The sequence below is a fragment of the Cyclobacterium salsum genome (assembly GCF_010119245.1).
In the GTDB taxonomy this organism is placed as follows: Bacteria; Bacteroidota; Bacteroidia; order Cytophagales; family Cyclobacteriaceae; genus Cyclobacterium; species Cyclobacterium salsum.
Genome location: NZ_WNKG01000007.1, coordinates 248,563 through 261,828 on the forward strand (window position 1 = coordinate 248,563; position 13,266 = coordinate 261,828).

Annotated in this window: 10 protein-coding genes; 4 read left to right on the forward strand and 6 right to left on the reverse strand. The window is 46.6% G+C overall.

What is annotated here, in order from left to right:
* Positions 1-33: 33 nt before the first annotated feature.
* The 4 genes from rsgA to GJS45_RS14200 are packed head-to-tail and all read right to left on the reverse strand — an operon-like array spanning position 34 to position 3,345.
* The gene (rsgA, locus tag GJS45_RS14185) at positions 34-960 is read right to left on the reverse strand and encodes a ribosome small subunit-dependent GTPase A (protein ID WP_162342512.1); all 927 of its coding nucleotides are present in this window, start codon (positions 958-960) and stop codon (positions 34-36) included.
* A complete protein-coding gene (locus tag GJS45_RS14190) occupies positions 950-2,200 on the reverse strand; it encodes a 3-deoxy-D-manno-octulosonic acid transferase (protein ID WP_162342513.1) in 1,251 nt (416 codons plus the stop codon). The genes rsgA and GJS45_RS14190 overlap by 11 nt, the downstream gene beginning before the upstream one ends.
* A gap of 9 nt (positions 2,201-2,209) precedes the next feature.
* A complete protein-coding gene (locus tag GJS45_RS14195; RefSeq protein WP_162342514.1) occupies positions 2,210-2,857 on the reverse strand; it encodes an alpha/beta hydrolase in 648 nt (215 codons plus the stop codon).
* Positions 2,857-3,345, reverse strand: a complete 489-nt coding sequence (locus tag GJS45_RS14200) for a cytidine deaminase (protein WP_162342515.1) — start codon at positions 3,343-3,345, stop codon at positions 2,857-2,859. Before GJS45_RS14200 ends, GJS45_RS14195 begins: the two co-directional genes overlap by 1 nt.
* 293 nt (positions 3,346-3,638) lie before the next feature.
* Here GJS45_RS14200 and GJS45_RS14205 point away from each other — a divergent pair, with 293 nt between their 5' ends.
* Both GJS45_RS14205 and GJS45_RS14210 read left to right on the forward strand, forming a co-directional pair.
* Positions 3,639-6,737 carry a SusC/RagA family TonB-linked outer membrane protein gene (locus tag GJS45_RS14205; protein ID WP_162342516.1) on the forward strand — a complete coding sequence of 1,033 codons (3,099 nt, stop codon included), beginning with the start codon at positions 3,639-3,641 and terminating at the stop codon, positions 6,735-6,737.
* Between the two features lie 12 nt (positions 6,738-6,749).
* Positions 6,750-8,144, forward strand: coding sequence for a SusD/RagB family nutrient-binding outer membrane lipoprotein (locus GJS45_RS14210; RefSeq protein WP_162342517.1), 1,395 nt, complete (start codon positions 6,750-6,752; stop codon positions 8,142-8,144).
* A 424-nt stretch (positions 8,145-8,568) separates the two neighbouring features.
* Here the strand turns inward: GJS45_RS14210 and GJS45_RS14215 are convergent, their stop codons facing one another.
* Together GJS45_RS14215 and vapB are read right to left on the reverse strand one after the other, a co-directional pair.
* Complete coding sequence (locus GJS45_RS14215; RefSeq protein WP_162342518.1) at positions 8,569-10,506, reverse strand: pyrroloquinoline quinone-dependent dehydrogenase; 1,938 nt, start codon at positions 10,504-10,506, stop codon at positions 8,569-8,571.
* A gap of 500 nt (positions 10,507-11,006) precedes the next feature.
* Positions 11,007-11,210, reverse strand: coding sequence for a type II toxin-antitoxin system VapB family antitoxin (gene vapB / locus GJS45_RS14220; protein WP_162342519.1), 204 nt, complete (start codon positions 11,208-11,210; stop codon positions 11,007-11,009).
* A gap of 311 nt (positions 11,211-11,521) precedes the next feature.
* Between vapB and GJS45_RS14225 the strand changes: the two genes are divergently transcribed.
* Both GJS45_RS14225 and GJS45_RS14230 read left to right on the forward strand, forming a co-directional pair.
* Entirely contained in the window at positions 11,522-12,661 is a 1,140-nt protein-coding gene (locus GJS45_RS14225; protein WP_162342520.1) for a 6-bladed beta-propeller, read from the forward strand.
* Positions 12,658-13,158, forward strand: a complete 501-nt coding sequence (locus tag GJS45_RS14230) for a hypothetical protein (RefSeq protein WP_162342521.1) — start codon at positions 12,658-12,660, stop codon at positions 13,156-13,158. Before GJS45_RS14225 ends, GJS45_RS14230 begins: the two co-directional genes overlap by 4 nt.
* Positions 13,159-13,266: the final 108 nt, after the last annotated feature.

The following is a 13,266-nucleotide window of genomic DNA, read 5'->3' on the forward strand; positions in this document are numbered from 1 at the left end:
GTATTCCCTACTTTTCCCGCCAGGAGACCTTTCCTAGCGATGGCTGTCTTCTTCGTCCAGAATTTTCAAATAACTTTCGTACCGGTACGGATGGATATAGCCCTGTTCCAATTGCTCAATGACCTTACATCCGGGCTCGTTTACATGCGTACAATTGTTGTATTTACATTGCCCCAAATAGGCTCTCATTTCTACGAAATAATGGGACAGTTCCTGCTCCCCAATATCCAGGATTCCAAACTCCTTAATGCCCGGCGTATCAATCAGGTAGCTCCCTTCTTTGTCCAAGGGAAACATTTCTGCAAAGGTGGTTGTATGCACCCCCTTTGATGAGAACTTCGAAACTTCCTGGGTGACCTGCCTGGCCGCTGGCACCAACCTGTTGAGCAGCGTGGATTTGCCTACCCCAGAATGGCCGGCAATTAAGGTGGTTTTGTTTTCCAGCAGGGGGAGGAACCGCTCGGTCAGATCGGTATCGCTGAGGGCCGAAAGCTCCAATACCGGGTAGCCCAGGGGTTCGTATATTTCCCGGATCAATGCCTTGTATTCCAAATCTTTTTCTTTCGATAGGGTTTCCACCTTATTGATCAGAATGCTGGCAGGTATCCGGAAACTCTCGGTGCTGACCAAGAAACGGTCGATAAATCCCAGGGAAGTGCGGGGGTTCCGGACGGTTACCATCAGGTAGGCCTGGTCCACATTGGATGCCAGTATATGTGAAAAATGTTGTTTTCGGGTTGATTTGCGAATAATATAGTTTTCCCGGAGAAGGATATTGGAAATGACAGCCGTTTCCTGATCTTTTTCTTTAGCAAGCTCCACGTAATCGCCCACCGCAATGGGGTTGGTCAGTTTCAGGTCTTCCTGCTTGAACTTTCCTCGCAACCGTGCCTTTAAAAGTCCCTCAGTAGTTTGCACTTCGTACCAGGAGCCTGTGGTTTTAATTACCCTACCTTTCATGTTCGTTTTTTATGATTGCAATGGTCTTTTCTGCACTACCCAGATTGTCCCGGAGCAATTTTTTAGCGGCCTGACGGGCCTGTTTATACGGTGTAATTTGGTTCAAATGGTTCATGGCATCGAACAAATCCTCCTTATGTTTAACGGGAAAGCCACAGCCGTACTGCTGACTGATAGCTGCTTCCGGAAATTTGGAGGCTCGCTTTACCTGGCCAAACAAAACAGGGATACCAAAGGCCAGTGGCTCCAGAATATTGTGTAGCCCTTTACCAAATGCGCCTCCCACATACGCCCAGCGGGCAAATTGGTAAAGGGAGGAAAGCATGCCAATGTTGTCAATTATCAGGACTTGCCATTCCCTGGACTCCTCCCCGCTTTCGAATTTTGAATAGGTTAGGGAGGTCTTTTGAATGCCTTGTTGCCACTTTTGAATGGTTCCTGCATGAAGGTCGTGTGGGGCAATGATGAACTGCAGGTCTTCGGATTGGTTAATCCAGGGGATAAGCAAATCCATGTCCTCCTGCCAAACGCTCCCCAGAACCATGACGGGTTGCCGGATGCTTTCCCGGATAGCCGGAAAGGATTTTGGACACAGGCTGATGGCAGCCACATTATCAAATCGGGGATCGCCGGTTTGAGTGCTATTTTTATATCCAATTTGCTCCAGCAAGTCGATGGAGGCCGCATTTTGGGTAAAAATATGATGGAAGCAGAAGAGTATCTTTCGGAAAAAGCTGCCGTACCAGGAAAAGTAAACCTGTTCCTTCCTGAAGGAAGCAGCCACCAGATAGCTGGGAATCTTTCGTTTTTTTACCTCTAGCAGGTGATTTGCCCAGAGGTCGTATTTGATAAAGATGACCAAATCGGGGGCAAGGATTTCTACAAATTTTTTGGCTTGGGAGGGTTTATCTATTGGGATGTAGGTAAAATAATCCACCCAGCGTTGTTTTTTTTTGATTACCTGCTCGTAGCCGGAGGGGCTGAAAAATGAAACGGCGACCGCCCAGAGGGGATATTTTTCCTTAAAGGCAGCGATCACGGGTTTGGCCTGTTCGTATTCTCCGAGTGAAGCCACGTGAAACCAGACAAGGGGGCTGGGGTGTTTTTTTCGAAAGTCCCTAAGGGATTCAAAAATGCCCTTCCTTCCATCAACCGCCTTTTTGAGTTTCACCGACCCCTGACTTCCGATTTTCATGACAAAGTCCAGCAAATGCATGCTCAGGTTGTATACCAATCTCATAACGTAAAATTACATCAAAAATAGTTCTTTGAGCAAGGCTGCCTCCAATTCATGTCCCCCCGGATAATGGAAGACGCGTAAATCGCGGATCCCTGCTCCCGTTAATCGGGAGTATTGTTCCTGGAAATTTTCCGTGGAAAGAAAAGGGTCTTCCTCTCCTAATGCGGCCATTACCCTGCTGCCATCCAACCTGCGCTGAAGCAACGGTGAATCCAGGTCGTAGGCAGGGGCTCCCCCCCAAAAAATCACCTTGTCCAGCGGAAAATCCATCTGACAAATCCATCGGCTCATAGTGGCGGCACCCTGTGAAAAACCGAGTGTATGGACTACTTTTAATTTGGGAAGCTGCTGACGAATATCCTTCAGCAAGGTATTAAGGTAGCGGTTGGTATTGGCAATATCGGTGGTTCGTTCGTGTTTGGTCATCCAGTTGGCACCTACCCGGCCGGAAAAGCCCTTCAAATAATGCCGGTTGAGCCCTTCCGGTGCTACGAGCAAGCGGTCTTCGGTATCAAGCGAAGCAAACTTCCGCAGAAAATAATTGGCCAGTTGCCCATAGCCGTGGAAAACAATCCAAAGGCTGGTTTCTTGTCCTGAAATGGGATGACTCAAATAATACAAATGCTGATGGGGATAGGACAGGTGCTGAGAAATCATTATTTGTTTAAATCGTCAAATTGAAAGGGCAATAAGTTCTGTATGCCGTAAGCACGAAGTAGCGTACCATCTGGTCGGTTCATGAGAATTTCTATGGGCGAATTAAATTTGCGTTCGTATTCGCTGATACTTTGCCGGCAAAGTCCACAGGGTGTTACGGTGGCCGAGCTGCTATTATCCGGTGTTTTGGCGGTTATAAGTAGGATCTCCGGTTTCAAATCAGGGAAGTTGGCATGGGTGTATCCCAGGAGTATCCGTTCTGCGCAGACCCCTACCGGAAAACAGATATTTTCCTGATTATTGGCCCAAAAGGTCTGCCCGTCTTCCAGAATTACAGCCGCCCCCACCCGGAAATGGGAATAGGGGGCATAGGCGAGTGCTGCTGCCTTGTTGGCAAGTTGGAGAAGGTTTAGTCGAATGGCATCCAGGTTCTCCACGGCCACCATTTCAAGACTGCTGGTACTGGTGATTTTTCGGTTTTCTTCCATTTGTATTCCTTGAGTTCAATCGTTAAACATACGGTTAAATTAATAAAGCTACCCAAAACAGACCAAACCTAGCGATCGGCAAATTGAATTTTTTGGATATTTTTTTTAAAAAATAGGCACCGTATTTATTCGTTTTGACATTTTTATACGTACCTTAATCCTGGCGTTTCCGAACAGGATGAACCAAAACAAGCCCGGAAAGTTATTAGATTGATAGACTTATAACTAATTATTCTTAATGATTAGCGGGCACCAAATGTAAGCGTAGTATTAACCACAAAAAGGAATTTATTATGAAGAGAAATTTTACCTATCTTTTATTACTACTAATCTGCTTTATGCTGCAGGGGTCCTATTTGCTGGCACAGCAGCGGACCGTCAGTGGTAAGGTTACCTCCACGGAGGATGGAGAACCCCTTCCTGGAGTGAGCATTGTTATTGAAGGCAGCAGTACGGGGACCGTTTCGGATCTGGAAGGAAATTATTCCCTGGACGTTCCAGGTCCCGAGGCCGTATTGCTTTATTCGTTTATTGGTTTTGCTACCCAATCCCAGCAGGTAGGAAGCCAGCAAACCATGGATATTGCATTAAGTCCCGAAGCGGGCGATTTGGATGAATTTATCGTGACGGCCTTTGGCATTTCTCAGGAGAAAAAGTCGTTGGGCTACGCTGCTCAGAGCATTGATTCCGAAGCCATCACCAAGATGAAGCAACCTAACCTGGTCAATGCGCTGCAGGGGCAGGTAGCGGGCGTTCAGGTGACCAATTCCGGTGGCGCACCGGGTCAATCAGCCCGAATTGTTATTCGGGGCATCAACTCACTGGACCCCGGCGCAGACAACCAGCCCTTGTTCGTGGTGGACGGTGTTCCGGTAGATAATTCGACCATCGAATCCTCCGGTACGCCCAGAGGCCTTTCCAACCGAATGGCTGATGTCAACCCTAACGACATTGAATCCATGTCCGTACTAAAAGGAGCGGCAGCGACAGCCCTCTACGGGGTAAGGGCGGCCAATGGGGCGGTCATTATTACTACCAAAAAAGGTAAAGAAGGACAAATCCGGGTCAATTATAACGGATCAGTGGGGTTTGAAGAACTAAACCGCCTTCCCAAACTTCAGGACGAATACGGGCAGGGTTTCAGCGGAGAATACCAACCTACCAGTTTCTGGCCCTCCTGGGGTGCTCCCATTTCTGAGGTACAGCAGACTGTTCCCGATCACCGGTACCAGGACAACTGGAACAGGGCTTTCAATACCGGGGTGCAGATTGATAACAGTGTGAGTATCTCCGGAGGAAATGAAGTTGCTACCTTCTATGGCTCCTTTGGAAACCTTACACAGGAAGGCATTATCCCCTTCTCTACCTGGGACAGGACCACTGCCAAATTATCAGGATCCGTAAAGGCCAGTGAAAAATTTGATTTTTCAGGTTCCATTAACTTCTCCAACACGGGAGGAAACAGGGTGCCCCACGACCGGTTTATGGAGCGCATGATGTATTGGTCCGAGACCACCGATGTAAGGGATTATATCAATGAAGATGGTACCATGAGGACTTATAGCAATACCAATCCCATTTATGATGCTCGCTTTGCTACTTATGAAGACGATGTCAACCGGATCATCGGTAATATCAATATGAATTACACTCCTACGGACTGGCTTTCTTTTTCTTATCGCCTGGGAAATGATTTCTACAGCGATACCCGTACGGAAATCACTCCGGGACCCAAGGGCATTGATGGGGAAGTAGCGCTGAGCTCTACCGGTCTTATCGAGGAGACGCGAATAAACAGCCGGGATCTTACCTCCAATTTCTACATTACCCTAACAAAACAATTCAACGCAGATTGGAATACCAGCCTCCGGCTGGGAAATGATATCTTTGAAAGACGGTACGACCGGGTTACGGCCAGGGGAGAGAATTTTGTAATCCCCGAATTCTATAACCTGAACAATACCACGCAGATATTCGCAGGTCAGGGCAAAAGCCTTCGAAGGTTGGTCGGTTATTACGGAGATTTAATGGTGGATTATAAAAATTTCCTGTTTCTGAACGTTACCGGAAGAAATGACATATCCTCCACCTTGCCTAAAGACAACAATTCCTTCTTTTATCCTTCGGTAAACCTGGGGTACGTCTTCAGCGAAAACCTGACGCTACCTTCCTGGGTCACCTTTGGTAAATTAAGGGCTTCCTGGGCTCAGGTAGGTAAAGATACCGATCCCCATATTCTGGGGGCAACCTACGCTTCTCCCAGTATATTTCCCTTGAACGGACAAGTGGGCTTTACCAGGAATTCGGTGTTTGGAGACCCTAACCTGAGACCGGAACAAACCACTTCCCTGGAATTCGGTCTGCAAACAGCTTTTTGGGACAACAGGGCTAATTTTGATGTCACCTATTACAAATCCAATGCCCGGGATCAAATCATTCCGGTTCCGATTTCTGATGCTACAGGCTATTCCTCCTACATTACCAATGCAGGGGAAATTGAAAACAGTGGGTTTGAATTTATCCTGGGAGGTGCACCTGTACAAAACCAGGATTTTTCCTGGAACATCAGTGCCAATCTTTCCATCAATAACAATGAGATCAAATCCATCAGGGAGGGCATTGATGAGATTGTCGTCGGCAGCCAGTTTGGTTATGTCGGGTCTACGGTTACAATGAAATTGATTGAGGGAGAAGCGTATGGCAATATTTTCGGCAGCTCGTATCAGCGATTGGGAGCCGATCCGGATAACCTGTTTCTGGACCGAAGTCTGCCGGTAATCATCGGTGCCAATGGATTTCCGGTGAGAACCGGAACCCAACTGATCCTTGGAAATGCTGTACCCAAATGGATAGGAGGCATTAGAAATGATTTCAATTACAAAGGATTTGAATTGTCATTTCTGGTAGACTTTAGGACCGGAGTAGAACAATACAATCAGTATCACAACTTTCTTTCGGCCTTTGGAAAAAATGAATTCACCGAGGCCCGGGAAGATTTCAGGGTATTTGAAGGCGTGCTTGCGGACGGGTCACCCAACACCCAGGAAGTTTGGTTGGGTCAGGGAGAAGGGCCTGATGGGGTCAACTATGGCGCCGGCTACTGGAGAAATCACTACCGGACGACCAGCGAAAACTTTGTGGAAGATGCCAGCTTTATCAAGTTGAGAAACATCACCCTGGGGTATAACCTGAATCCAGGCATTCTGGAAAAAACACCCTTTAGAACTGCCAGGGTTTCGGTAGCCGCCAACAATATTATCCTCTACACCCCCTGGGACGGTTTTGATCCCGAATCATTCTCTGCCGGTGCCGGTGGAAACGCGATTGGGTTTACCGGGTTGGGATTTCCTGGTGTACAAAGTGTTTTCTTTAACCTGAACCTTGGACTATAAAATTCAGCTATTATGAAATCTATATATACAATATTAGGTGTATTGCTGCTTCTCGCAGCAACGGCCTGTGAAAACTTTCTGGATGTTAACGAGAATCCCAATAATCCCCAGAATGCTCCGATTACGGGATTGATGACTAATGCCAGCTACGAGACGGCCCTAAACGTGCAGCGCATTGGTAGCATTACCTCCAATTATGTTCAATACCTGGCTTCTCCCAATCCGGCCAGTGCTTCGGATGTGATGGAACCACTCAATTATAGCGGTACCTGGTTTAACCTGTACAATGCGATGACCGATCTGACGGATTTGATCAGCCAGGCAGAGGAATCAGAGGCTGGACATTACCTGGGCGCGGGTCAGGTACTGATGGCTTTGAATCTGGGGATGACGGTGGATATCTTTGGAGATGTGCCCTATTCGGAGGGGTTTGATTTCAGTGCGGTAACCCCGATGTATGACGATGACGAACAGCTTTATGCGGAGGTCTTAAACCTGCTGGACCAGGGAATTCAAAACCTGGAGGGAAGCACGGCCATTTCGATCGGCGATGACGATTTTATCTTCCAGGGGGATGTAGACAAATGGATTAAATTCGGAAATGTACTCAAAGCCAGGTTTATGCTGCATAGCCCAAATGTCAATGCCAATGAAGTGCTCGCTGCTATAGACAATGGTTTTGAGGGAAATGATGACGATGCTTATGTGGAATTCTTTGAACAACGCTTTAATCCCTGGGCACAGGTGGCCATCAACAACGAAAACCTGCTATTGGGTGGGTGGATCTCCACCCAATTTATTGAGGCGCTGGATGGCACTTCCTATCCTACCGTAGATCCCAGATTGCCATTGATGATAGGTACTACGGATGAAGGGGAATTTATCGGCGTACCCAATGGCGCAGGCAGGGGCGATGCACCGGAACAAGGAGCCCGTTCTACCTTGATACCCGGTCAGTATTACACCTCCGAGCTTTCCCCACTTTTAATTGCAACCTATGCAGAGCAAAAATTTATCGAGGCAGAAGCGGCTCTGGCCAGCGATCCCAACCGGGCCTATGCGGCTTATCTGGCCGGAATTGAAGCCCATATGGACATGTTGGAAGTGCCTGCGTCCGAAAAGGAGGCTTATTTGTCAGATCCAAGTGTAAGGATGGGAGCTGGTTCCTTGACCCGGGATGATATCATGAAGGAAAAATGGGTGGCCCTATTCCTGCATCCGGAAACCTGGAACGACGCCAGGCGGTTTGATTATGGCTATAAAGACATGACCTTACCTGCCAATCTCAACACCAATTTGAATGATCAATTTATCCGTAGATTGCCCTATCCGGACAATGAAGTCAGTAGAAATGGCGATAATGTACCGGAGGTGACCCTGCTGGACCGAATTTGGTGGGACCAGTAGTAAAAAATGAACTCTTCTTTATATACTGGGCGAAGTTTGCAACTTCGCCTTTTTATTTTTTGATAGTATAAACAGTAACTACTCGTCATCAGGCCATTTGTAATGGCAATACGGGTCCGCCGTTAAAAACGTCATCTATTACATTCATTCCAGGAAAACCGGCATTACAAATGCCTGGTGTACGTATTACCTGGATAAAAGGGAGGTAGAAAAATTCTACACCCAGTAGCATTATTTTTATCTGTGTTAATCTGAGCTATCTGTAGTGAACCCCTAGATATTCTCGAAGCTGTAAACAGAAAATGCGCGCCAACAGGCGACTTTTAATGGCATATCCACACCAATTTTCACGGAAATCCCGGCATTGATCCCAAATGCAAACCTTTGAAATGGGGAGATAAACCAAGAAACCTGCCGAAACCACTTACTCTAAGGCATAAGCCACTACATAATCCCCCAGCGGAGTACCCAGCTTGCCATGCCCCCCGGCTGAGATCACAATATATTGTTTTCCATCCAACTGATAGGACATAGGCGATGATTGGCCCCCGGCGGGAAGTTGGTTCTGCCAGAGTAGCTCACCCGTTTCTGTATCAAAGGCTCTGAAAAAACCATCTAGTGAAGCGGCTACAAAAGTTAGTCCACTAGCTGTGGTCAAGGCACCGCCGAAGTTAATTGAACCCCAATTCACTGCGTCTGGATAAGTTTGAGGGTCGTACATAAAACCCAGCGGCACTTCCCATTTGAGTTTACCCGAAATCATGTCAATGGCCAGTAAGGTCCCCCAGGGCGGTTTTGTCTGCATTTGCAGTCCTTTTTCGTTTCTCGCAAACAGGTAATCCCTTTTCAGCACATAGGGGGTGCCCTCCTGAAGTCCGGTTTCTGCCCTTATTAGGGCCTCATTTTTTCCTTCCTCTTCCTGAAGTTTTTCCCGGGGGATCAGGCGGACGACAGCTACCAGGCGGTTGATGTTGGTGATCAACAGGTTTCGTTCCGGATCGTAGGATACTCCTCCCCAATGCACTCCGCCGGCATTGGACGGGGCCACCATGGTACCTTGCAGGCTGGGAGGGGTGAAAGGCCCCTCATTGCGTAGGGAAGCCATACGCTTTTCTGCGATTTTCCTATCAGCTTCGGTCAATCCCCAGGCATCCGCTACACTAATTTGCTGCGGGCCAACCGGCAGGGGCAAAACTGGAAACGGCTGGGTAGGATACGCTTGCTCCCCGGGCATCTTGCTTCGGGGAACAGGCCGTTCTTCCACCGGGAATAAAGGCTTACCGGTTTCTCTATGCAAGAGAAAAATATGCCCCATCTTGGTACCCACCGCCACAGCAGGCACCTTCAACCCATTTCTTTCTACATTAATTAGTGCTGGTTGGGCAGCGTTGTCGTAATCCCAGAGATCGTGGTGAACGGTCTGGAAATGCCACACCAGCTCACCCGTACTTGCCCGAAGGGCCACAATTGAATTGGCATATTCATTTTTCCCAATGCGTTCTCCCCCATAGTAATCTGGACTGGGACTCGTGGTAGGGATAAACACCAGGTCCCTTGCTGGATCAACCGAAAGAATGGACCAGGCGTTGGCGGCTCCGGTCTGGGCTGTCTTTTTTCCTATCCAGGTAGCCCTTGCCGGATCTCCTGCCTTTCTGGGTATGGGGTCCCAGCTCCATTTCAACTTTCCAGTCATTACATCATACGCCCTCACGACTCCTCGTTCATATTCCAGCCGCTGGTTATCTCCCATGGAAGAGCCGGTAATAAGGGTGTTACCAATGATTGCAGGAGGTGAGGTTACGCTGATGGGGCCGATACCCTTTCGCAGGTCAATGGAGCCATTTTTGCCGAAATCAGAAATGGGCTTGCCAGTAGCTGCCGATAAGGCAATCAATCGGCCATCGATGGTTGCCAGATAGATTCTCCGTTCCAAATTATTTGCTATTACATCTGGTCCCGGCCAGGTAGATACCCCCCGGGAAGTGATTTCTGAATAATCGCCTTTCAGGTTCACTTCCGGATCGAATGTCCACTTTTCGGCACCGGTCGCGGCATCCAGTGCAATGACCCTATTGCTGGGGGTACTCAGGTACAAAACCCCCTCCACCATTAGGGGAGTGGCTTCAAAAGCGGCTTTTTCTGCCGCATCATTATTCCGGTAGTGTTCCAGTTCACCGGTACGGTAGGTCCAGGCCACCTTCAGCTGGTTGACATTTTCGGGGGTTATCCGGGACAGGGCTGCATGCCGCATGCCTCCCGGATCCCCTCCATATGCTGGCCATTCCCGGTCATTTCCCTGTCCAAAAACAGCATCAGGCTGAGTAAGGGAAAGCAATATTACCAGGCATCCAATTGTCTTCATGTAGTTTGGAATTACTTTCAACAACTTAATCAAGGAAAAATAATCATTTTCCATGATTTAAAACAATGACATAGCTTTATATTAAGCACTTACAAGTTAGATTCCAGTATCAAAAACCAGCGGGGACCAGTAGTAAAAAACGAATTCTTCTTTTTTGCTGGGCGAAGTTTGCAACTTCGCCCCTTTATTTTCGATGGTGTAAACGAATAACGTTTACAAAAAGGCCATTTGTGTTGGCTATACGGGTCCGTATTTAAAAGACGTAATTTAATTTGGTAAATTCCAAGAAAGCCGGCATTGAAAATGCCTAGCTAATTTCAGTAAATGGGTGAAAATGGACAAATACAATGAGCACGAAGCAATAGTGCAATGCCTGAGAATGATCAGGTATGATAATTCACCCGTAAGTCTGTAGATGATTCAAGGATTCAATTATAAAAACGGTAAAAGTTATAATTACCACATCAGTTTAATATGGATATATTTATTAAAGTTTTCCACTACATGTAGTCCTTAAAATCTTCGATTGGCGCATCAAAATCATCAAGCATTTCAATTTTTCCCTTCCTGCTTCCAAAAACACGAACCTTTTTTTCATCCTCCATTTTTGCTTTAGTTAGAAGAAAATCCACAAAATCCTGAACCTTCATTTTTAGGTTTTCAGGAAGAGAATTAATTTTGCTATGTAGGGTTGAATTATCCATTTCTCTAATTTAACAATTTATTCTATAAAATTTAAGGAGCTAAATTCATTACGAAAATGAATAATCTTTCGTAACATTCTTAAAATGCTATATCCTGGCTGGGAATGTCAGGCGTGCGGATAATAGCGTGTACACATTCAGGTAGGGTAACCGATCTGTTGATCCCCTAAATAGCCACCCCAAATGGGAAAACGCTATTCCATAAAGGGCAAATAGAATTTTTGCCCGAAATTAAACTAATAATTTCTTTTGAATTTGGTATTTATTCTTTACTTTTAGTCATGTCCCTTTCGCTAAAAACACCCCAAGAGATGAGCAAAAAGCTCAGCTATTTGACGATCTCAGTCGTTCTTGCTTTCCCCATTTTCATAGTAGCCTGTTCCGAATCCAACAAGCAAAGCAACAGCTCCGAGGAGCCGATCAGGTTGGATGATTACGAAAGCCTGGAAATTCAAGACTTGTCTATTGACCGGTGGGTTCCACTGGAAACGGTGGAGGAAAACCTGATGGGATTGGACTTGCGGGTCAAGTACAGTGATAGCCTGATTTTCGTAATGGATGAATCCACCAAAAAAGGAATCCATGTGTTTGATCGCTCCGGAAACTACCTGACCATGCTAGCGGAGGTAGGAGAAGGGCCTGGTATGCTACCATCCCTGGAGGACTTTGAACCAGTAAATGGAAATGAAATTCAGGTGCTGTCCACGGTAGGCGATAAAACCTCCGTTTACGAAGTCTCCATGAATGGGAGCCTTTCCAAGCGGTTTGAATTTCCCTACATCGCATTTTCCTTTGCCAGACTGGAAGAAAAGGGATTTTTGTTTTATGGAAGCTATAACCTTCCCTTTGTCACCCATCGGCTGATAGAAACGGACTCGGAGGGGAAGATCATCCGTCAATTTCTGGAAAACGATTACGAAAACCAGATGTTGCCCATGACCGAGCGAAATTTTTATCCCTCAAATTCGGGCGTTTTATTGGTGGAATCCTTTAACCCTGAAATCTACCTGTTTCAGGGCGACACCCTGTCCCGGGTCCTTCGGGCCGATTTTGGTAACTATGCCCTGCCGGCTGCATTTTGGGAAATGGACATTATGGAAGGTTTCGGGATGATCAATGAGAAGGGCTTTGCCAATTTTGGTTCCATATACCAGCAGGATTCCCTGATGGTCGCAGATGTGCTGTTCCAAAAAGGAACCGAAGTGTTTAAGCAAGTGCTGATTCAACAAGGTGATAACAGGTATAAAGTCAGGGCGGACCGGGATGAAAAAAGTTTGTTTTATTTTCCCATTGGTATAGATCAGGAAAATCGCATACATTTCACCACCTACCGATCTATTTTAGAAGCCCATGTCCAACAATTTCCAGGTGCTTTTCCAATGGACCAACTTCCTAAGGAAGAGTACGATTATCCGGTCATTATCCAGGTCAGCGTAAAAGAACCCTCATGAAAAAATCAGTAATCCTAGGGTGTTTTATCACCTTCTGGCTAAGCCTTGCCTGCAGCCCTCGCTCAGAAAAAATGAGGTTACCTGTCGACCTGGAACTTGTAAACCAGGGTTCCGAACAGGACAGTGTTTGTATTTCCTGCTCACATCAGGTAGTGGTCTTTCATAATTTTGACAAATCTTCCTTTTTTGTATTTTCGAGTACGTTTCGTTGGGCAGAATTCCGTGAAGAGTTTCCCGAAGTGGGCTTTTTATTCTACTTTTCCGGAAAGGATCGGAACAAATTGGTTCATGAGTTAAAGGAGCTGGATTTTCCCTTTCCTGCATTTCACGATCCGGATTTTCGCTTTTACCATACAAATCGGTTGGACACTGTAACTGCCAAATATGATGTGCTGCATTCCTTTCATCTGAAAGAAGGCTATCCGATAAAACGGGCAGAAATCGGGATGGGGCAGCAGTTTATGGAAGAACTGGAGCTTGTTTTAGCAAAGAAATAAGCCAGACTGATTATTGCGCAAGCCAGGAGTGAGGAATTGTATTTAATATCTGGTGATGGAATGTTTAAAAACTATCCGGTAAATGTACTATGGAATGAGTAAATTTAT

Coding starts and splice junctions, on each gene's coding strand:
- GJS45_RS14215 (WP_162342518.1), bottom strand. CDS start 10,506: ATGAAGACAATTGGATGCCTGGTAATATTGCTTTCCCTTACTCAGCCT.
- GJS45_RS14195 (WP_162342514.1), bottom strand. CDS start 2,857: ATGATTTCTCAGCACCTGTCCTATCCCCATCAGCATTTGTATTATTTG.
- GJS45_RS14230 (WP_162342521.1), top strand. CDS start 12,658: ATGAAAAAATCAGTAATCCTAGGGTGTTTTATCACCTTCTGGCTAAGC.
- rsgA (WP_162342512.1), bottom strand. CDS start 960: ATGAAAGGTAGGGTAATTAAAACCACAGGCTCCTGGTACGAAGTGCAA.
- GJS45_RS14190 (WP_162342513.1), bottom strand. CDS start 2,200: ATGAGATTGGTATACAACCTGAGCATGCATTTGCTGGACTTTGTCATG.
- GJS45_RS14200 (WP_162342515.1), bottom strand. CDS start 3,345: ATGGAAGAAAACCGAAAAATCACCAGTACCAGCAGTCTTGAAATGGTG.
- vapB (WP_162342519.1), bottom strand. CDS start 11,210: ATGGATAATTCAACCCTACATAGCAAAATTAATTCTCTTCCTGAAAAC.
- GJS45_RS14205 (WP_162342516.1), top strand. CDS start 3,639: ATGAAGAGAAATTTTACCTATCTTTTATTACTACTAATCTGCTTTATG.
- GJS45_RS14210 (WP_162342517.1), top strand. CDS start 6,750: ATGAAATCTATATATACAATATTAGGTGTATTGCTGCTTCTCGCAGCA.
- GJS45_RS14225 (WP_162342520.1), top strand. CDS start 11,522: ATGAGCAAAAAGCTCAGCTATTTGACGATCTCAGTCGTTCTTGCTTTC.